This is a genomic window from Natrialba sp. PRR66, assembly GCF_034808065.1.
Lineage (GTDB): Archaea > Halobacteriota > Halobacteria > Halobacteriales > Natrialbaceae > Natrialba > Natrialba aegyptia.
This window is the reverse complement of sequence record NZ_JAXHGN010000004.1, coordinates 33599-55568: the sequence shown is the minus strand read 5'-3', so window position 1 is coordinate 55568 and position 21970 is coordinate 33599. Positions and strand designations below refer to the sequence as shown.

Genomic DNA, 21970 nt, shown 5'->3' with positions numbered 1-21970 from the left:
ACCAGACTATCGATTTTGATGTTTTCTTGACGATAAATAATCGAGATCCATTCAATGAACCACCAGAGCATTCAAAGCCCGATCAAAATGGCTTGAAACAATCGAAGCCAAAACGCTGAACCCATGTTCTACATGCAATTTCTATCAGGGGACAGTTAGATCACAATCTGTCGCGTTACATCCTTTGCCTGTACTGATCAGTATAGATAGACTCTTGCGATCGAGTTAGAAGCGTTCGACCAATGGCCTCCACGCAGTCTTCGCGACGCGATGTCTTTCGAGCGATCGCAACGGATTCGTATCGAGAGTGGCCAGCGTACGACACAACACAGTTGTACGACTGGAGTTCGCTCGGGACACTCAAAGAAGAGATTGGGACTGTCGTATCGGTCTGGTTTGCTCACAAAGCCCATAACTCGGTTGATGAGTTCATTTGCAAACTCCCGTTGCAATACGTTGATCTGACTCCGCATGATCAGTACAACGAGCCAGCAACGTACGAAATGCGAACGCTGGTACTGGCGTTTCTGCTGAAAGAAGCCTACGGCTGGGATCATGAAACAGCACTCCTCAAACACCTCAAAAACCGGCCATCGATCCAACAGCAGCATGGCTTCGAGACGGTTCCCGATCAATCAACACTCTGGCGGACGTGGCACTGCAGGTTCCCACCTGATCTGCGGGAGACAATCCAGAAGAGCGCACGACTTCTCCTCATCAACGCTAACAGAGAAGGCAGCGACGTTCCCAGAGATCCGTTTCATGATTCCGAGAGCCATGAAGAGACCAGCCCCACCGATTACGAAGTGCTCACCCATGCAGCCGAGATTACTGAACAGGTGAGCCACATCGTCTATCCGGCGTTCTCGCTCAATCGCGGAGACAGCTGTGAGATTCATCCGAATGCATTCTGGGATCTCCAGACGTATCTCGGGCTTCGGGAGAACTTGGCGGCGAACGAAGGAGTACGCAGCTTTCTCTATGACTCCCAGCGAGATCGGACACCGTTAGGACACGCTCATCGGGATCATATCCGTGGTCTCTCGATCGAATCGGTTCGCGAGATGTATCACGAGGCGTTGCAGCGGCTCCTCGACCGAGTGTCGGAGACAGAAGTTTTCCATCGTGCTGGACTCGTTGCGATCGACATGACCGAAGCAAAGCCCTTCACAGGCGATCGAACAGGCCACGAGGACGAGATACTCGGTACGAAAGATGGCAAGTACGCTTACCAGTGGGCAACCGTACAGTTGGTTGGGAAGGCTGTCCCGTTAGTCCTGGATGCTCGGCCGATCCGAAAGGGCGAGAGTCGCCGCAAGATCGTTGAGGACTTGCTAGACTCGGCGCAGGACCTTGTTCACGTCGATCGTGTGTTGATGGATCGAGCGTTCGACAGCCAACATATTCTTGAAGAAATCGATCAACGCGGCCTCGGTATGTTGTTCCAAAGCGGATATACACGAGCGAACGAGCTCAAGCAAAGCGTCTACTCCGGTGGGATCAGGATCGCTACGTTACTGACCGGAAACTGCACTTGGGGCAGAATGAATGGCATGAGACCACCCTAATCTACAGACGACGAGAGAGCGCTGAGAGTAACGACTACACGCAGTACAGTGTCTTCATGACGAACTGCCGACCAGGGGCAGTCCACTTCTACAATTCGCGGTGGGAAATCGAGAGCGGTTACAAGAGTATCAAGCGGTTCATAGCAGCGACGACCTCGAAGAACTTCGTACTACGGTTCTTCTACTTTGCATTCGCCTGTCTATTGTATTCGATCTGGCGAGCAGTTGATTTGCTCGTGCAGGTAGAGATGACTGATGAATACGAGCACACACCGCTTGTGACGGCTGAGAACACGCTCACGCTGTTGAAGAATGAGACGGGAATCGGGTGAAAAGTCACTCTACCCGCACGAGAGAGCTGTTTCTGAGTGGCGACACTGGAGGTGTTCTTGGAAAATCGCCGAAACTACTCTTTGGCTAACAGGAATTGGCGGCTGAGGGAGAGTCTGAAAGATTGCCGATAGACAGATTTGTCCGAATTCACCCATAACAAGCCTGCTAAACGGCCTATAGTCTCATCTTCTGACGCAATTGGAAGTTGAGACTGCGTCGCCCAATGCATATGGAATTGGTATCGTTTCGCCACTTCGTTTCAGCAAATCTTCACTGGAAGAGTCTATAGAGAGAAAGTGCTTGTTGATCACTGCGACCTTTATCAGATCTCTATAAGGTATCTCATCTTGTGCTGAATAGCAAGAGAATATGGTATCAAATGTTGCTCTAATTTTCTTTATTCCGTCATTCGATTGCATTATAGTAGATTTTATAACGATTATCACCGTGACCGGTAAGCTTTCATTGGAACCGCTTGATGCTTGTTGTGCATGACTCAAATCAAAACTATTACTTTCGCTTGTGAAAACTCGAGTCAGCTAGCATCGTTTTGGGCAGAGGCTATGGAAGGCGACCGCCGAGATCTTCCGTCCTATATTGATCCAGAGGTGGTTAATTTACCAGGAGAGGGACCAGATTTATTGTTCAAAGAAATGCCAAAGGGGACGCAACGAGATTTGCCGATTCACATTGATCTGACTGTAGAGGACCGCGAGTTGACCGTCAAACGGTTCTGTGACCTAGGAGCGTCCGTCCGCGAGACTAAGACTGAGACCTACGGACCGAACACGGAAACTTGGACAATAATGGAGGATCCAGAAGGCAACGGCTTTTGTGTGACTGAACAGTAAATTACCATCATCTGTTGTTCGATACACACCCAAATCAATCAAAATAGCTACTCCGCCTGTACTGATCAGTATAGATAGGCTCTTGCGCTCGACTCAGAAGCGTTCGACCAATGGCCTCGACGCAGACTTCGCGACGTGACGTCTTTCGAACGATTGCTACAAGTTCGTACCGAGGGTGGCCAGCGTACGACACGACAGGGTTGTACGATCGCAGTTCGCTCGGGGCACTCGAAGAAGATATTTGGACTGTCTCATCGGCCTGGTTTGCTCACGAAGCCCACAACTCAGTTGACGAGTTCATTTGTGAACTCCCGCTGCGATACGTTGATCTGACTCCCCATGATCAGTACGACGAGCCAGCAACGTACGCAATGCGAACGCTGGTACGGGTGTTTCTGCTGAAAGAAGCCTACGGCTGGGACCACGAAACAGCGCTCCTGGAGTATCTCAAAGACCAGCCAGTGATTCAACAGCAGCTTGGCTTTGAGACGCTTCCCGATCAGTCAACACTCTGGCGGACGTGGCACTGCCGGTTCTCATCTGATCTCCAGGAGACGATTCAGAAGAGCGCACAAACTGTTCTCATCAACGCTAACAGAGAAGACAGCGAAGTTCCCAGAGACCCGCTTCGTACCTCTGAGAGCCATGAAGAGACCAGTCCCACCAATCACGAAGTGCTCACCCATGCAGATGAGATTGCTGAACAAGTGAGTCATATTGTTTATCCGGTGTTCTCGCTCAATCGCGGAGACGGTTGTGAGATTCATCCGAATGCATTCTGGGATCTCCAAACGTACCTCGGGCTTCGGGAGAACTTGGCGGCGAACGAAGGAGCGCGCAGCTTTCTCTATGACTCCCAGCGAGATCGGACACCGTTAGGACACGCTCATCGGGATCATATCCGTGGTCTCTCGATTGAGTCGGTTCGCGAGATGTATCACGAGGCGTTGCAGCGGCTTATCGATCGAGTGTCGGAGACGGAAGTTTTTCATCGGGCTGGACTCGTTGCGATCGATACAACCGAGGCAGAGCCGTTTACAGGCGATCGAACGGGCCATGAGAATGAGATTCCCGGTACGAAAGATGGCGAGTACGCTTATCAGTGGGCGACTATACAGTTGGTTGGGAAAGCCGTTCCGTTAGTCTTAGACGCTCGGCCGATCCGAAAGGGCGAGAGTCGCCGCAAGATCGTTGAGGACCTGCTAGACTCGGCGCAGGACCTTGTTCACGTCGATCGTGTGTTGATGGATCGGGCGTTCGATAGTCAGCACATCCTCGAAGAAATCGATCAACGCGGCCTCGGGTATGTTGTTCCAAAGCGGATGTATACGAGTGAACGCGCTCAGGCAAAACGGCTACTCCGGTGGGATCGAGACCGCTACGTTACTGACCGGAAGTTGCACCTGAGGAAGAATGAGTGGCATGAGACGACACTGATCTACAGACGACGGGAGAGCGCTGAGAGTGCTGATTACACTCAGTACAGTGTCTTCATGACGAACTCCCGCCCAGGAGCAGTCCACTTCTACAATTCGCGGTGGGAGATCGAGAGCGGCTACAAGAGTATTAAGCGGTTCATGGCAGCGACGACATCGAAAAGTTTCGTGCTGCGGTTCTTCTATTTCGCCTTCGCCTGTCTGCTGTACTCGATCTGGCGAGCTGTTGATCTGCTCGTGCAGATCGAGTTGACTGGCGAGTACGAACAGACGCCACTGGTAACGGCTGAGAACACGCTCACGCTGTTGAAGAAGGAGACCGGAATCGGGTGAAAAACTGCTCTATCCGTATGAGAGAGCTGTTTTTTGAGTGGCGACACTGGAAGCTACCTCGGAAGAGCGCCGAACCCATTCTAAGACTAACAGGAATTAGCGGCTGAGAGGGAGTCTGAAGTATCGGAGCTGGACTGATTTGTCTGAATTCACGCTTTATAGGCCTGCTACACCTACTGTAGTCTCAACTTCCCGCTTGTCTATTTTATATAGCGACATATGGTTCACAGGTGCGCGTATTGTAGGTAGATGCTCTATAACCGCCGTCTATCCTCGATAGAGACAGTACCCTAATCACTTGGCTAAAAGGTAGTTTAACCAAGTAAGTTTAGGAGGGTGGACGCTGTACCCCACAGTGAGACTCATGGATTCGGGAAATTCGAGGCCTGCAACTGGTTCTCGCGATCGTGACCCCACGGATACGACCATCCAACAGTCGGTCGACCGCTACCTGAACTCGCTCGACTCGGGCGGTAGCCGCGCGAGTATGCGCCCGGCGCTGACCGAGTTCAGTTCGTTCTGCCACGAGGAAGGAATCGACGGCGTAGCCGATCTCGACTCGAGTGATTGCCGCGAGTACGGGCTTTGTCTCCGAGAACGCACGATCAACGGCGACCTCGCCGGGTCGACGGCGAATACGTACTTCCGCTACGTGCGGGCGTTCCTCTCGTTCTGCGTTCGCGACGAGCAGCTCGCGACGAACCCCGCCGACACCGAGCGCGCCGAGGAGTTCCTTCCTGAAGACCGAGCGACGAGAGACACGCAGTTCTGGACCGCCGAGCAGCGCCAGCAGTTACTCGCGTACGCGAACGAGCGCGTCGAAATGGCTCGCGAGGAAACCATTGAAGTACCACTCGAACGGGCCTATCGCGACCGAACCATCGTCGTCCTGCTCGCGGAACTCGGCGTACGCGGGGCCGAACTCTTTCGCGATCAGAACGACGACGATCGGCTCGGCCTTCGGTGGGGCGACGTCGATCTCGACAATCGGACCATCGAAGTGTACGGCAAGTCCCGCGAGTACGAGGCCGTCGGGCTGACCGCTCGGGCTCACAACGCACTCTCGCGCCTGCAGCGTGTTCACGAGCCGCCGATCGACGACTGGCCAGTGTTCCCGACCGGCCATACGGCGAGCAAGTACAACGCCGTCGAAGACGCTACGGGAGACCGGCCCGAGCCTGGTAGCGATATCGACGCGATCCTACGTGAGCAGGCGATCGCGCCGCCCTCGATTACGAAAGAGGCCGGCCGGCAGATTCTGAAACAGTTGACCGAGGAGGCTGGGATTGAACTCGAGGGCGACCAGGAGTATCTGAAACCCCACGGGGCGCGACGGGCGCTTGGTGCGGAACTGTACGAGCAGGGTCATTCTGAACTCGCACAGGCAGCGCTGCGGCACAAGTCAATCGAGACGACCCATGATGCCTACAGTGATATTCAGGCCGCTGACGTTGCCAAGTCGATCGATGAGGTTCGGGAGTGAGACGCGGGACGATCAGCTCGGTTATACCCGGTGTGTTCGAAATACATACTCGGTTTGACAATCCCTGTTATCGATTCCGAACCTAACAGGTTCGTCTGAAACTTGTCGGGACGCACATCATCTTCGACATCAGCGATGCACTGCTTCTTCTAACGGGAAACATTCAGAACTTCGGACTCTCAGCTACCTGCTCGTGAGACTCAGTACTTTACAAAGCCGTAGTTGAGAAGTCCGCTTGCTGAGTTGTATCCAAGTAACCAAAGCAAGCGGACGGTGAAATCCACGAGGACCATCTCCTTAACGTCCTTATCGGTACCTTCTCGCTTGATCTCGGTGAGAACGCTGAAATCAATCTTGGTCTAGGGGACCTCGCTGACTTGGCGAGTGGCTATCCAGCGGTCGTCCATGCACTGCGAGAGGGTACATCGCTCGAGGGAGGCGAGGCGTTCCATGCTGCCCTCAACGACTTTCTTGAGGCGTTCGGCCACCGTGCGACTGGTGAACTCGATATCAGCCGTCCTCGATGGTGCAATGAATCCTCCGGATTACTCACAATGGTTCGGGCGACCCTCAAACACGAGCAGGCAGGTGAACACCGTGAGCATCTCCGCCAGATGGTACGGCAGGCATCCGCAGTGACGGAGCAGCTCGAAGAACAGGCAAACCACGGAATATTCGGCCCGCTTTGCAAACAGATTGTCCGTCGTCTGATCCGAACCTATCGCGGCTACATCTAGATGTGCGAGCATCCGAAACATGGTCTTGCCCACCTATTCGCGGCGTGGCACAAAACCTTGGACGCACCACCCGTGTTAACCAGTCAGAGTGAAGCGCTAAGTGATCGCATCGAATGCGAAGACGTTCCCGAGGGGGCGCTCGTCGGCACTGGTGTCTCTGGTGGCGTCGTCAAAGGGGTCGCTCGGGTCGTCCGTGATCCATCCGGGGTGACGATTGAGAAGGGTAAAATTCTCATCGTGCCGTCATCCGATCCAGACTGGACGCCGTTGTTCCTGAACGTGGTAGGGATGGTCGTGGTGGTCGGTGGCCACGGTGCGCTCGTCGCCCCCGAATACGGACTTCCTGAGGTAGCGTTGGTGTCCGAAACAACCCGTCGCATCGAAACGGGACAATGGGTACGAATCGATGGGACACAAGGAATCGTCGAGATCATCGACGATGATGAATGACGAATCGGAGTACGGATTGCAGGGAAGTTTGAATTTCAGTCGGTAGTGAGAGAATCTCTCGGTTTCCCTATAAACATTCTACGCCTACTGTTCGGAGGTTTACTGCTTCTACTCGCTGATGATGGTTTCATATCGTTCCGCTGAGGGGGCGAGTTCAACCGGCAGGTCATGTCTGAAAGTGAAAACTGAGGGTGATACTCATCAGCTACGTGTATGCATCGGATAGACGGACAAAAGAAAGGTACGCATCAAACTCATCCTCCGAGGTTGTGCGATTGCTGTTAATCTCTTCTATAGCAATTATTCCTAGTAAATTCTTCTTACTTACTTCTGCCGTGAAAGGAGTTATGGAGAGTAGACTTAATAGCTGAAATGAAAATATCAATCTTAAATACTCAAATGAATTATATAATAGCATAATATAGAAACTACTATGAAGATAAAAATAATAATGGCTGGTAAGAATATCCCGTCTATTTCTTGTCCCAATAAGTAAGCAATATACAGCGAACTCGAGATAATTACAAGAGCATGGGAAGCAAGAGCAAAACTGGGCTTGCTATTATGGATGGACCGGAGAAATGATAAGTGGGCGATAAGATTCACTACCCAAAAAAAACCCCAATTCTATTATCATAAAACATTCTCTTCACGATAGTTTGGGCCAGGTTATATTATATCTTCCTATCATTCCCTAGTATAACTGTGATAGCAGAATTCCCTGCTGAGTTGAATAACGATCTAACCGGCTGATATCACTGGTTAGAAGGGTGAAGTCGAGGAAGTCGACTCTGTCCGTGCATTGATCACTGCAATTGCTTCCGAACTCCCGGCAAAACCTCAGCTTCCTCTCTCTCGGTTGAGCATCCTCAACATTCACATGGTTGCTGTCTGTGAGATAGATCCGTGTCTATCACCATCGACGACCGCCGTCTGGTTCAAGCAGGCAGTGATCAAACCTTGGACCTACACCACTTGAAAAACGTCCCGAAGCCCCGAGTTCAAACAGAAAGCTTCGCCCGTGCTGGATCTGTACAACGATGCCTGGAACGGTAGAGAACGCTGACAGGAACGTCATAGTCTGTGCTGACGAGAAGAGGGCCATTCGTGCCCGGTATCAGAGATCGCCGGGACCGGGCCGCCCACTTCGGGTTGACCATTAGTACGAATGCCACGGTGCTGTACGTATCAGGTAGCCCTCATCGTTGGGACAGAAGAGGTCTACGGGCCGTGTGTGGTGAAGAATTTGCGAGCGAATTTCGAACGGGTCGTTGAGATGGTGATGGCCAAGCCGATCTGCCAGTAGGCAGATCGCGTCTTCTGGATTACCGACAGCGGGATCTCTCACCACCCAAATACGTTCACAGGGTGGCGGAAAAAGTAGTACGATAACATCGAAGGGTTCCATCTTTCCACGGAAGTGTCATGATTGATTCTACTTTTCAGTGCTGACGCGGAAAGCGCTCAGCGGTGAGAGCTTCGATTCAAGTGACGTTATTGCATCAGATAAGTGGATTCGAAGTGCTATGGAACAGAGTTCCAGAGCCGTTCGAGTGGACCTACACGAACGAAGATTTGGAGAAGTTGCCCGCGATAGAATAAAGCTCGTTGGTGGCGTCTAAGTAGTATGATAATAATCCCTGTGCAGGCACGCCAGACCCTTACTGATCAGCTGGATTCCCACGCGCGCACCGCTTGGAGTGAGCGATGCGCGCGTGTTGATGCCCGATTCCGTGGCGAATACGCTTACACCGACGCCTTTGAGAGCAACCCTTGGTTCGGACCTAACGCGACCGAAGAAGAAAAAAGAACGAATTCGGCAGATCCCAACCAAGCTGTGCCAGTTAGCCTGGACCGAGGACCCGGACTCGTGGGGATTCGTCTTCTACAAGTATAGCGACAATCGGTACGAGCCGTCGATTATGCTCGACAACTCGTTCGCTAGCCCACCAGAATCTTGCTCCGACACCGCCGCCCAACTCTACCTCCAGTAGGGAGCGCAACCGGGTACGGGCTTAATGAATGGTCCACTGAGTCTCGCTCTCAAGAAGCGAACGAGTAAGGTAGGGCAGCCCATATATCTTAGCAAACTTTTCTCTCCCCTATAATCGTCCTATTATACTATACGCTTATTACAGATGTAGATAGATGACTGTTATCATTACAATCGTGCGACTGTAATATAACTCAACTTCGAAGTACGACAATCGCTTTATTGCTGTCATCGCTCCCTATTCTATCACTCTATGTCCGTATATATAGTACTATTATATACCCTCATCCCACAATTTCACCAAACGCTCTTCTGTAGGAGATTGTTGATGGTGCACAGCTGTCGCTCTGGAACCGAAGAAAGCAAGGATACCCCGTCAGCGGTGTCCGTTAGGCATGATTCCGCTGGATGTGTTTAGGTCGGAATCTGCCGCAGTGGATCTGTTGCAGCAGGTTCTCTGGCGAACGGAGTTACTTGCCCTTGCTGCCGTTCTGACCGAACGGTCAAGAACGGAGGCTATGGGCGCTTTCAGCGCTATCTCCGTAAGAATTGCGACCGCACGTTCAACGACAAGACTGGCACGATTTTCGCCCATTCAAAGATTGCACTCAGAAAGTGGCTGTTCTCGATTTACGCGTTTCTTCGGTTTAACACGAGTCTCCGTCAGCTTTAGTTCGAAATCGACATCCAGTACAAAGCGATCTACCAGCACGTCGAGCGCCTTCATGAAGCGCTCGACGCACCTTCGCTCAACCTCGTTGGTCCGGTCGAGATCGACGAAGTCTACATCTCTGTGGGGATGAAAGACCGCGAGCGCGACCGGTCGTCGCGCTCGCGTGGCCTCTTCAGGTGCGGACAAGGATCGTACGAACAGGACAAACCACCCGAGTTCACAATCGTCGATTGTAGCACCGGCGACCGATACGTAATCCCCGCGAAATCCACCGATGAATCGATGATTCGTCTCCTTCTTGTAAACCGCGAGAAGGAGCCACTGACCGTCTACACTGACGGATTTCTTGCCTACGATCCACTCAACGAGGACAACGCATTTGATCACGGATACGTCGTCCACGGTGACGGCCAATACGCGGATGAAGACGTTCACGTCAACACTGCGAGAACCACGGATCGTTGCTGCGACCGTGGCTCTCGCCACATCGAGACATCTCGAAGGATAAACTTACACAGTATCTCTGATCCTTTCATATTCGACAAGAATTGCTGCGGAAATAGGGGAAAGAAGTGCTCAAACACGCCATCAAAGCTACGCTGTGAGATCAGCAAAGTGCTACACAAGAGCGCTCAACCAAAATAATTCTTTGTTCGGCGACCTTAAATGGACAAGAACCGAACGGATAGGTATGGAGGCAATTGAACTAACGAGTAGCCAAGAGAAGATTCTTCGTACAGTGATCGATCTTCACACGAAGCTGCAGACGACAGTGAAGGGCGATGATATTGCTGATGAGGTTGGGTTGAAGGCCGGAACTATCCGAAATAAAATGCAGAGTCTCAAAGCACTACAGCTCGTAGAAGGGTTCCCTGGTCCAAAGGGAGGATACAAACCGACCGCTGCAGCATACACTGCCCTTGAAATTCAGCAGATAGATGACCCATCTGCCGTCACAGTCAAATACGACGGGGAGATGGTGGACAATGTGATTGTAGAAGGTATCTCCCTTTCGAGTGTACACCATCCCGACCTCTGTCGAGCCGAGATACGTATGCAGGGAGAGGTGGATAATATCTCTGAGGGTGATTTACTTACTGTTGGTCCAACTCCACTCTCGAGATTGACTGTAAAAGGAACAGTAGAACAAAAAGATAGAGCCTCTAATATTGTTACCCTTCAGATCGAAGGTATGCAAACCACGGAAAGTGAATCACCGCGAGTACGGTAGCATGTGACTTCCGTGGGTGGCTCAAGGTGTTTGAGAGACCGTCAGGGCCATAGTCCACGTGACTCGTGTGCATCAGCAATACGCGAAAGGGCGACAATATACGCAGCATCTCTCCACGAGACATCTCGACTCTCATATTCAACACATACCGCATTCCATGCATCGACCATTTCTGTCTCGAGTTCCTCCCGAACCGTTTCGAGGGTCCACGATCGTCGATTGATATCTTGGAGCCATTCGAAGTAACTCACTGTCACACCACCGGCATTAGCGAGGATGTCCGGAATGACCGGGACGCCTCGTTCATTAAGGATGGTATCTCCAGTTGACGTCGTCGGTCCGTTTGCACCTTCCACTACGATATCTGCTCCAATCCCATCGGCGGTAGCTTCAGTGATGACATTTCCTACTGCTGCTGGAATGAAAATATCCACATCGAGCTCGAAGAGTTCATCGTTCGACAGTACCGTGTCTGCATATTCTGTGACCGCATTAGGTTCCTCATCATACGAGGGAACAGCGTGAGTATTGATTCCTGCCGGGTCGTACATTGTGCCGTTCACGTCGCTAACGGCAACAATAGTTGCACCCCACTCATCGAGGAGGCGTGCAGCGTTTGCACCAACGCTCCCATAGCCCTGAATGGCGATCGTCGCTTCCGAGAGTGGACGGTCGTAATAGTCACAGGCCGCACGCGTAATTATCGCAACACTTCGGCCGGGTGCTTCAGTACGTCCTTTGCTCCCGCCAACGATGGGTGGCTTTCCAGTAACAACACCTGGAACTGTTTCTCCTTCCTGCATCGAATACGCATCCATCAACCATGCCATTGTCTGTGGGTCGGTCCCCATATCCGGAGCAGGGATATCGTGATTTGGCCCCAGTACATCTCGAAGCTCTTGAGTAAATCGCCGAGTGAGACGCTCTTTCTCGGCAGTGCTCAGATCCGTAGGGTCGACCGCAATACCACCCTTGGCACCACCAAAGGGCAGGCCCATGACTGCACACTTCCAGGTCATCCACATCCCGAGACCTACACACTCGCTTCTCGTCACCTCTGGGTGATATCGGATCCCACCTTTATACGGACCCTTGATGCTGTCGTGTTGAGCCCGGTATCCTGTGAACACACTAACTGACCCATCATCACGCTCAATTGGGACCGTGACTTCATGAACTTGTTTGGGGTGTTCAAGTCGCGTGATAATGTTCGGATCGATGTCAAGATGATCTGCAGCTCGACGAAGTTGTCTTCGGGCTGTCTCGAGAGCTGACTCTGGCTCAAATTCCTCTTCAGCCGTAGCTTGGTTACTATTAGACATTTTCTCTTTAAGGCGCCTCCCTTCAAATGGCGCCTTGAAGGAGATAATAGGTGTCTAAATATATACTTACTGCTCTGTGAGCTATATCTCGGAATTCTAACCAAAACCTGAGTGGTATACGATAATATATTAACAAGATCGGGGATCACTTCTATGGGCTCTTCTCTGAGACGTTTCTCCAGTCGAGTCAGCGACTAGGCTTGTGACCTCACGGACGCTTTGAGGAACACCGAGTACACTCGCCACGCGATCGATTTCGCTGAGTACGAACTGGAGTTCGCTCACCAGCACCTTCTCCGAATTCGTTCCTGCCATTCCCGTAGCCGATCCGTCTATGAACGCTTCTCCGTGGAAATCGAACGTCCGTATGCATCCTTCTCTTTCCAGTTGGTTTGGGTGGTAAGCCCTCTTGCTATGCAAGTTGAGCCTTCGAGGCAAACATGTACTGGTAACTTTTAGTCGCTGTCCGTAACTGCTTCTCGTAGATCAATTCGGACCCACTATGCTAGTATCTTCCCGTCTCGGGTTTAAACCACATCATCTCCAACGATAATAAATCAAATCTACAGGAGAATGGGTATCAAAGGAACGAATCTATGACCGAAGAGAGACCGGCGTATCCATCCCTCGAGAACCGAACGGCTCGCCACCGAACTCTGCAAGCAATCGGTCGCGACGGTACTACGACGAAGCCAGCCAGTGGCGACTGCTCTGATCGTAAGTGGCCGACGTACTGGATAACCGCCGCATCATTGCTTGAGTGGAGCGATCCTTACGAGCGCATCGTCGACAAGGAAAATGAGCCGTTCTATCGGTGGTTCGTCGGTGGGAGCTTGAACGCCGCGGAAAACTGCATCGATCGTCACCTCGAGGAGCGGAAGAATCAGGTTGCATTGCGGTGGGAGGGGAAACGTGGCGAGCGTCGAACCTATACGTACTACGACCTCTATCGCGAGGTGTCAGCTGTCGCAGCCGCGCTCCGCGAACTCGGCGTCGAAGAAGACGATGTCGTCACGATCTACCTGCCGAAACTCCCCGAGTTACCGATCACGATGCTCGCCTGTGCTCGTATCGGTGCGCTCCATAACGTCGTTTTCGCGGGGTTCTCCCCCAACGCGCTCGCTGAACGGATGCAACGTCTTGACTCACACACGCTCGTCACATGCGACGGTAGCTCCCGTGAGGAGACCGTGATCAATCAGAAGCGGAAAGCCGATACAGCGCTGGCATCGATCGAGGAATCGCTCCCAACAATCGTCGTCGATCGACTCGGTTCGAGTCACGATATGCACCTCGGTGGGAACCAATACGATTATGACAATCTCGTCGAGGCGTTCGTCGGTGCGAACGTGCCCCCAGTGCCGCGGAAGGCGACCGACCCCCTCTTTCATATCCACACGTCAGGAACGACCGGTGACCCGCAACGGATGACTCACGCAACCGGTGGCTACCTCACAGGTGTTGCGTGGACGGCCCAGACCGTATTCGACCTCATGCCGGGGACCACGATCTGGTGTACGGCCGGTGCTGGGTGGATTACCGGTCACTCCTATGTCGTCTACGGGCCACTGCTCTTGGGTGCGACAGTCGTCCTCGCGGAGGGGAGTCTCCGCTATCCGGACCGCTACCGTCCGTGGGAGGTGATTGAACGGAACGGCGTAGAGGTCTTCTATACGACACCGGGAGTAATCCGAACGTTCATGAAGTGGGGCGAGTCGTTTCCCTCGTCCCACGACCTTTCGTCGCTGCGACTGCTCGGTACCGTCGGTGAACCAATCAGTCCGGATACTTGGGAGTGGTACTACACCCACGTCGGCGATGAACGATGTCCGATCGTCGATACGTGGTGGCAGACCGAAACCGGGCGCGTCCTCATCTCGGACCGTCCCGGAATCGACGAACTGAAACCGGGTTTGGTCGGCCGACCGTTACCGGGAATTGAGATCCAGATCGTCGACGAAGACGGCCATGAACTTCCGCCGGGCGAATCCGGCTATCTGACGATTGACCGCCCCTGGCCGTCGATGCTCGCTCCGCTCGAGGGTGACCGGTACTGGGTGCTCGCAGAGTACTGGCAGGCGTTTTCGGACCCGCGGGCAGATACCTGGCAGTACTTCACCGGCGACCGTGCCGTCATCGACGATGACGGGTACGTGACGATCCTCGGCCGCGATGATGACGTTATTACGATCGGCAACCATCGTCTCGGAACGGCCCAACTCGAGGCTGCGATTACGACTGTTGACAGCGTTACCGAGGCTGCTGCCGTCGCTGAGCGTACCGCCGGCGAGACCGCTCTTTGCGTCTTCGCGACGCTTGAGCAAGGACAGCAGGATCGGACCGCCATCCGGAATGCGGTTGCGGATGCGGTCGCCGAACACGTCGGCGAATTTGCACGACCAACGAGTGTCGTATTCACACCCGAACTACCCGAAACCTACTCCGGAAAGACGATGTACCGACTCCTCGAGTGCATCGTCAACGACCGACCGCCCACGGACAGTGACACTCTCAGAAATCCAGAAATCGTCGGTGAGCTTACGACGATTTGGAATCAGGAGTGAGTAGGATGAGAGTGTTCCCGATTACGTTGTCTCGTCCACTGGTGATGGGGTATCTTTGCGGCCTCGAGTCTCTGCTGGCTGTTCGATTCTGTAGGTAACGATGAGAGGCGTTCGTGTCGCCTCCTTCGTCTATTCGTGGTCGATGCCTTGTGTCCTATTTAGTATGAGTCTCACCATCGTCTGTGCGTGGACGGACCTCTAGCGGGCGCATCATATCGTGATCTTCGTGTTCGATCATATGGCAATGCCACATATACGTGCCTGTCTGATCGTTGAATATCCCATCGTACTCTCCGAAGTGGACAATGACGTGGACGACTTCAGCGGGGTTCACAGTGACCACATCATTCCACCCGCGTTCATACGGTGCAGGTTCCTCGAGCGCGCCCGGGTTGATCTCGTCTTCAGCCGGATCGTAATCCCCGAGCGACTGTCGCCCCAGCACTTGGAAATGCACGAGGTGGAGATGCATCGGATGGGACATTGCACTCAGGTTGGCGAAACTCCAGATCTCGGTATCACCGAGCGCGGGTTCTTCGGTCACCGGATCGTCGAGTTCGAGACCATCCGGCTCCTGACCCGTTCCGAGCAAGTATAGCTGTCGGCCGTAGTCATCGGTTGCGCTACCGTTGAGCGTAAGATACCGCTCATTGTCGACTGACTCCACAGAGATTTCAGGAATCTGCGTCAGATTATCGGGGAGTTGATCGTTGTCTCGTGTGTCTCCCGTGCCACCCACGTCTACAAGCATGATCTCGGGAAGCGAGACGATGTCGTCATCGGTTGAACTCATCTCACCGCGGTACTGAGCGGGTGCGTCATTGTGGAGCAGCAGTGTCTCTCCAGCATACTTGGTAAAGTCGACGACGACATCGGCACGCTGACTCGAGCCGAGTTCAAGGCGATCGTCAATCTTGATTGGACTAGAAAGGAGTCCCCCATCGTTCCCGATCTGGACGAACGGTGGTCCTTCGTTGCCGATCTCATTCGACGACTCATCGTACTGGAGAAGTTTGAGGCTATAAAAGCGGCTGTTTGCGCCATTGAGGAGCCGAAAGCGATACGATCTAGGTTCGACAGAGAGCCGAGGCCAAGCCTTCCCGTTGACGACCGACGTATCGCCGTAGAACTGCGGAACGATACCCGGGTCGGGATACGACTCGTCTCCGCCGCCTTGCTCGTCTGAGACGGCCGTTGGATAGAACAGCGACCCGTCCTCGTTAAAACTCCGATCTTGGAGTACGAGCGGAATCTCGTACTCGCCGTCGGGCAGGTCAAGGTTCCGTTCGCGTTCGTTCCGCAGGAGGTAGAATCCTGCGAGACCGGCATAGACGTTGAGTCGCGTGATGCCGAGCGAGTGGTCGTGGTACCACAGCGTCGCCGGTGGCTGCTCATTTACGTAATAGTAGTCTTTCTTCTCGAACGCAGGTCCTGTCTCTTGGAAATCTCGAGTAAACCACGCCTGCGCGTGGCCATCACTTTCGGCTTCGACGTTCCCTCCATGAAGATGTGTGACAATCCGTACACCAGTTGTGTCATACGGAACGATGTCGCTGTGAATCGTCGGGTCTTCGGGCAGGAGGTGTTCGTCTGGGAGTTTGTTCTTCCACCGAACAGAGATCGGCTCGCCTTGCTCAGCCTCGATTGTTGGGCCCGGGTATTGACCGTTGTACCCCCAGACAGTCGTCGCTGGAAGATCACGATGTATCTTCTGCTCGACTTCGCGTATCTCAACCTCGTAATGAGGTTGTCCGTTCTTCGTTCCAGACGAGTCCATGACGTCTGGTCGAGGAACCTTGTCGACCCATCTCTCGAGGTCGGGCGACGAATGGTCCACTATCGTCGTCGGTTTCGTTTCGGAAGTTTGTGGATCTGTACTGTCCGTATTACAGCCTGCGAGAGCCGAAATGCTCGCGGTACCAGTTGCCGCGAGTACCCTACGGCGCGATAACTCCGGCCGGAATCCGCCAGCGTAATCATTCATAGTACATGTAACCGTATGAGCCCACCGTATATTCGGGATCAGCCAATTCCTATCGAGTCAGAATCCGAGGAAGGTACATCACTGGAAGCGGCCTATCGCGTCTGACCATCGTTCCCGAAACATGGAATGAGACATGCGAATCGATCCGGAGCCGATGTGGCTGGAGGATACAGCTACACCAACATCATTATGGTTCATCCGGAACAAACTACCTAGGTACATCGCGGTAGATGTGTCCGCTAGAGATACCTTGATCACTATGAACGAAGTTCCTCCCCGGTTACAGACGTTCGATATTGCGGAAACGAACGACGTAGTTCGAGAGTATCTGAAAACCGAGTGTCTGGAACATCCCACGAGAGGGCCCTACATAAAATCACGAGTACTGTATGAGGGTGTCGAAGACGAAATTGATGACCGGTTCTCCTTGGAACTATTCGGGTTATTCTGTGAAAGCCGAGCGTACCTTGAGAAGTGGTCAAGAGGATACAACGGATCGTATCGGTATCGAATCTTAAGAGAGCACCTCTACTAACGGTGCGTTGCATACGAGTTTCCGATAGGGACGACGGTAGGTACTTAATAGTTCGACTAGGGAGAATCTTTATGCTAACCCAACTGGTATGAAGAGCTATGACCAAACAGACGGCGAAAACGACGAAACGATCACTGGTCGTAATCGATACGATTCAGAAATTGGGCGGTGCAACACTCGAGGAATTGACTGGTGAATTGAAGATTTCGAGAAGTACGATTCACCTCCACCTCCAGACTCTTCTCGAAGAAGGGTATCTCACGAAAGAGGGTGCGGTATATCACATCGGGTTGCGGTTCCTCAATCACGGCGAGTATGCCCGCTCACGCAAGAAGGCGTACACGTTGGCGAAACAGGCTGTAACAGAACTTTCCGATCGAACCGATGAAGAGGTCGAATTCGTCGTCGAGAACGATAATCGCGGCATTCTCGTCCACGAATCCTTTCATCCGGACAGTCACTTTCCATCCAAGGAACGACATATCTCTACCGCGCCTAGCTCTGCTGGGATCTACTATTATCTCCACAGCGTTGCAACCGGTAAAGCGATTCTCGCCGAATTACCCGACGAGCGCGTCGAAGCGGTCTTGAACGACTGGGGGCTCCCCAGACAGACGGCACACACAATCACAGACCGGGACGATCTTTTGCAGGAATTCGAGCAGATTCGCGATCAAGGCGTTGCATTCGCGGACGAAGAGTACGTCGATGGTCTTAGAGAAGTTGGGCGGCGCGTGACAGGTCCCGATGGGAGTGTTCTCGGTGCGATTGCCATTATCGGCCCGAAGTATCGATTCACGGACGAACGGTACACTACCGAGCTGCCGGAGATACTGACGGAATATGTCAACGACCTCGAGACCGAAATCAGAGATTCGTACTTAGACGATTATCGCTAAGTAATCAGATCGCTCACGAGTTTCGGCGAATAGTCCGAATATACTAAGCAATTATATGGTTCCTATTTTTGGAACGAAGTTGTGGACATCCATTACACGCGTGTGCATATAATCCACTTGAAGATGATTTCGAAACTGCACGACACATCGTCAACATATTCGGAAAATAGGATTGCTGTATACTATCGAACATGAACATTGAGTTCTAGGAGAATCGCCGACCGTCGTCAACAGTGCTGATGGCAGCTAGGTTGGGAGGGACCAACTAAAATAAGAATTTCATCACACATTGAATAAAAGAGCCGTAATGAACGGGTCCACAGTACGATACCTAGCGAACAGGCGGTTACGATCCGTCCCTGTTGACTTCAACTACCGTCCCGATCATCGTCCATTCCGATTCGTCTACTCCCTTTCGTCCGACCAGAATTGATTCGTTATCCGTGCTCGTGATGAATCGATAATCCGCATCATCGTCCTTACGAATACCCTCTGCCTGAAATTCCTGCTGAAAGAACTCGGCCCCTGTAATATGAAATACGGCCGTCGTTCCGTCGTTAAGCGTAAGCTCGACGGGTTCGGGACTGATCTGGTGTATTCGCTTCGCGATCGGGTTGAGGTCTGCCATACCTGCGTACTAGCGGTCGCAGCCTATAAGTCGTGCTGATCTCGCGTTAGATCACTTCGGTGACGTTATCGAGTACATCCGTATCTACGAACAGAATGACGTGATCCCCCGGTCTGATTACGGTCGTTCCTCGAGGCGTCACGAGTTCACCAGTTCGAGCGATCGCTCCGATAATAACTCCATCCGGGAGGTTCGCCGTAGAATCCCTGATTTCACGATCTGCGAGAATACTTTCTTCTGTAACTACGATCTCGATCACTTCCGCGCGATCGTGGTCGAGCAGTACGATCTTTTCAGTTGGGATCAGTCGGGTGAATCGAATGATCTCTTCGGCGGTTTCTTCGCGCGGATTCACGGTCACATCGACGCCAGTGGTCTCGAATAATTCGGTGTACTCGGTATCCTCGACGATAGCGACGGTTTCACCGACACCAAACTGGCGGGCTACTAACGATACGAGTAAGTTCCGTTCATCGTGCGGCAATGCAGCGATGACGATATCGGTGTCTCCGATATGTTCGCGCTCCAGAAATCCAGCGTCTGCAGGGTCTCCCTTAAGTACTGTCGTACGTGGAAGCGCTTCGGCCGCGGTTCGGGCGAGATCGGGATCAGGTTCGATTACTCGAGGATGATAGCCATGCTCTTCGAACAGTTGGGCTATTCGAAAGCCAATCTCGCTCGCTCCAGCGATAACAACCTCGTCGGTCGGACTTCGCGATGACAGCGAAATACGGTTCGCGACGTTCGTAACGCCGCTAGCGCTTCCGATGACTACGATTCGATCGGTGGATTCTATTATAGTTTCACCAGTCGGAAGTATCAACTCATCGTTGCGAAAGATCGCCGCGACTGTTACCGATTCATCCAGATCGATCTCGCGCACGGTTCGATCGATGAACGGACTCTCCGGGTCGATTTCGAATGTAGCCATTCGGACGAGACCGTTCGCGAACGTATCGACCTCCTGTGCAGCAGGGAGTCCAGAAATCCGAAACACTGCTTCGGACGTCAACAAGTTCGTGCAAATCATGAAATCGGCACCGAACGCATCCTGACGGTCATTCCACGTTTTGAAGAGCGTTCGGTGCCTCACTCGGGCAACCGTGAATGCATTAGAGATCGTCGTTACGGTCGCACAGATAACGGTATTGACGTCGTCATCGTCGGTACACGCGATTACGAGATCTGCTTGATTAATTTCGGCCTCTCGTAGTGTTTCAATATCTCGGCCGTCTCCGTGGATAACGAGTACATCATACGCGTACGTGAGTTCCTCAATGATCTGCTCATCACAATCAACAACAACTACCTCGTGAAGGTCTGCGAGCGTTGCAGCGATCGTTCGTCCGACCTCACCAGCTCCGATAACCGTTATACGCATCGAACTCTCATTCAACGGGTAATCGAGGCTTGGCTTGAAAGTGACATCAGTAATCGTCATTGATCTCTGTGGACCATCCGATAGACTAATCGACGAGGCCGTAGTCGCTTTGTCCCGGATGTGTCCATAAATAGTACCCATTGACCAATATAAGTTCCGTTCATGACTGATGCAGTCCTCGGCCGGACCCAAATCACAGAGCAACGACGATTGAATTGATTACTATTAGTTCATCATCGTTTCTGTGATCAGTGGTGAAAGATAAGGTCAAGGACAGAAACGGGCTCTCATTCGGAGTATATCTCGTCTAATAGTTTGCTTACCAGTCAGTTGTGTGAATTGAGTGGTCGATTCACCCGATTGAATGTAACTCTCTACTCAAGAGTATAACAGAATAGTCCAGTATATATGGACTATTATTAGGCTATTATGTACGGAAAGAATTCTCAGGCTGACTCTTCAAATGACCGTTGGACTTATTTCTTCTATATTACTATTATTAAATATATGGAATAAAGCTCAGGAGGTGGACTGTTACAGACGTACGTTTGTATAAGCCTATAGATGGAATCGAACGCAAAACGATCGTAATCCTATTATATTGGACTAATAAGTACGGAGCCAGTAGGTCTCGTTATGGCATCTATATCGCTATTCTGTAGGTAACCAATACCTTGACTACGACTCCTCCCGAATATTTGGACTCACATGGGAATGGGTGACTATGACCAGCGTGAGTACGAGCGTCGCGAACAAACAATCTCTGAGATCGGATCCGAGTCGGACGACCAGCCGGACGAGTACCGAGGGAAACTAACGTTCGACGAGGGCAGTTCAACCGGTGAACTCCTCGAAAACCTCCGGAAAATCAAGTCGAACGAATTGTGATAGAGCTCGAGAACAAACCAAACCAAACGATTTATCTCAATCTGATGGGTACTACTGCATATGGGGCTTGACGAAATCCTTAACGGCAACCACCTCACAGGCCGGCAAGCCGCGATGATCTTCTTCGGATGGTTAACATTGGTGTTAATAGCTGGGATTACTCTCCTACTGATCACGAGTGGATCCATTGGATAGATGATCGCATTTGAACAAGTACTATGAGACGCATCGCTTTCCACTCTCTTCGAACCGTACCGTTCGACGAGAATCCTGGAGGTGTTCGGTCCCACCAGTAGATGAACCGACATTCACGCAGTAATCCGCTCTCCAAACACCAATGAGATGTGATCAAATACATGAATGCCCTAGGTAGTTGAACCGACTTGATCGATGCATCTGCTGAGTACTCGGATCAGTCTGGGCCGATATCATGTGGTGCCACTGGAGAATCTGATAAGGGACGATACCGTCGAAGAAGTCGCCTAGGCCTAATCCAAGAAAAATGCAGTTTGGACGAACGGTTTGGCGCATTGTGGAAGGCCGAGCCACTCGTCCTCGATGTCGCTCATAATATGACCCGCCACCAACAGGAAGAATGTGTAGTCTGAAGCAGAAAACATCGGATTACAGGCAACGTGTCGAGCAAACCGCTGTTCTTCCTCACAGATAATTTTGAGTAGA

General features: G+C 52.2%; 15 protein-coding genes and 3 pseudogenes. 12 read left to right on the top strand and 6 right to left on the bottom strand.

Annotation, left to right across the window (positions count from 1 at the left end; all coding sequences use genetic code 11):
* The first annotated feature begins 242 nt into the window (after positions 1–242).
* From SM755_RS14375 to SM755_RS14340, 8 genes and pseudogenes are all read left to right on the top strand, one after another.
* A pseudogene (locus SM755_RS14375) lies at positions 243–1900 on the top strand (transposase).
* A gap of 492 nt (positions 1901–2392) precedes the next feature.
* Positions 2393–2752, top strand: a complete 360-nt coding sequence (locus SM755_RS14370) for a VOC family protein (RefSeq protein ID WP_006667125.1) — start codon at positions 2393–2395, stop codon at positions 2750–2752.
* A gap of 110 nt (positions 2753–2862) precedes the next feature.
* The gene (locus tag SM755_RS14365) at positions 2863–4521 is read left to right on the top strand and encodes a transposase (RefSeq protein WP_323173265.1); all 1659 of its coding nucleotides are present in this window, start codon (positions 2863–2865) and stop codon (positions 4519–4521) included.
* 364 nt (positions 4522–4885) lie between these two features.
* Positions 4886–6004, top strand: coding sequence for a tyrosine-type recombinase/integrase (locus SM755_RS14360; protein ID WP_006825347.1), 1119 nt, complete (start codon positions 4886–4888; stop codon positions 6002–6004).
* 377 nt (positions 6005–6381) lie between these two features.
* Positions 6382–6741 (top strand): hypothetical protein, encoded by a 360-nt coding sequence (locus SM755_RS14355; protein WP_152422662.1) that lies wholly within the window; start codon positions 6382–6384, stop codon positions 6739–6741.
* Complete coding sequence (locus SM755_RS14350; RefSeq protein ID WP_323173264.1) at positions 6742–7191, top strand: PEP-utilizing enzyme; 450 nt, start codon at positions 6742–6744, stop codon at positions 7189–7191.
* Between the two features lie 2388 nt (positions 7192–9579).
* Positions 9580–10420 (top strand): annotated as a pseudogene (locus tag SM755_RS14345) (IS1595 family transposase).
* 128 nt (positions 10421–10548) lie between these two features.
* Positions 10549–11088 (top strand): Rrf2 family transcriptional regulator, encoded by a 540-nt coding sequence (locus SM755_RS14340; protein ID WP_006825352.1) that lies wholly within the window; start codon positions 10549–10551, stop codon positions 11086–11088.
* 41 nt (positions 11089–11129) lie between these two features.
* On the opposite strand, the gene gdhB is transcribed toward SM755_RS14340, so the two are convergent.
* Positions 11130–12410, bottom strand: a complete 1281-nt coding sequence (gdhB, locus tag SM755_RS14335) for a glutamate dehydrogenase GdhB (protein ID WP_049915112.1) — start codon at positions 12408–12410, stop codon at positions 11130–11132.
* A gap of 192 nt (positions 12411–12602) precedes the next feature.
* Positions 12603–12820, bottom strand: a pseudogene (locus tag SM755_RS14330) (transcription initiation factor IIB 3); the annotation flags it as partial.
* Between the two features lie 186 nt (positions 12821–13006).
* Here SM755_RS14330 and SM755_RS14325 point away from each other — a divergent pair.
* Positions 13007–14974: an acetate--CoA ligase gene (locus SM755_RS14325; RefSeq protein ID WP_323173263.1), complete on the top strand. Its 1968-nt coding sequence runs from the start codon at positions 13007–13009 to the stop codon at positions 14972–14974.
* Positions 14975–15128: 154 nt separating this feature from the next.
* On the opposite strand, the gene SM755_RS14320 is transcribed toward SM755_RS14325, so the two are convergent.
* Complete coding sequence (locus tag SM755_RS14320) at positions 15129–16958, bottom strand: multicopper oxidase family protein (protein ID WP_239640940.1); 1830 nt, start codon at positions 16956–16958, stop codon at positions 15129–15131.
* A 633-nt stretch (positions 16959–17591) separates the two neighbouring features.
* On the opposite strand from SM755_RS14320, the gene SM755_RS14315 reads away from it, so the two are divergent.
* Positions 17592–18392 carry an IclR family transcriptional regulator gene (locus SM755_RS14315; RefSeq protein WP_006667323.1) on the top strand — a complete coding sequence of 267 codons (801 nt, stop codon included), beginning with the start codon at positions 17592–17594 and terminating at the stop codon, positions 18390–18392.
* A gap of 346 nt (positions 18393–18738) precedes the next feature.
* Here SM755_RS14315 and SM755_RS14310 read toward each other — a convergent pair whose 3' ends face one another.
* The gene (locus tag SM755_RS14310; protein ID WP_006667324.1) at positions 18739–19020 is read right to left on the bottom strand and encodes a hypothetical protein; all 282 of its coding nucleotides are present in this window, start codon (positions 19018–19020) and stop codon (positions 18739–18741) included.
* Between the two features lie 46 nt (positions 19021–19066).
* Positions 19067–20401: a Trk system potassium transporter TrkA gene (gene trkA, locus SM755_RS14305; protein ID WP_006825359.1), complete on the bottom strand. Its 1335-nt coding sequence runs from the start codon at positions 20399–20401 to the stop codon at positions 19067–19069.
* A gap of 708 nt (positions 20402–21109) precedes the next feature.
* Here trkA and SM755_RS14300 point away from each other — a divergent pair.
* Together SM755_RS14300 and SM755_RS14295 are read left to right on the top strand one after the other, a co-directional pair.
* Complete coding sequence (locus SM755_RS14300; protein WP_152422665.1) at positions 21110–21289, top strand: DUF5786 family protein; 180 nt, start codon at positions 21110–21112, stop codon at positions 21287–21289.
* A gap of 60 nt (positions 21290–21349) precedes the next feature.
* Positions 21350–21484, top strand: coding sequence for a hypothetical protein (locus SM755_RS14295; RefSeq protein WP_006825360.1), 135 nt, complete (start codon positions 21350–21352; stop codon positions 21482–21484).
* A 153-nt stretch (positions 21485–21637) separates the two neighbouring features.
* Here SM755_RS14295 and SM755_RS24430 read toward each other — a convergent pair whose 3' ends face one another.
* Positions 21638–21820, bottom strand: coding sequence for a DUF2243 domain-containing protein (locus tag SM755_RS24430; protein ID WP_204366372.1), 183 nt, complete (start codon positions 21818–21820; stop codon positions 21638–21640).
* Positions 21821–21970 lie beyond the last annotated feature (150 nt).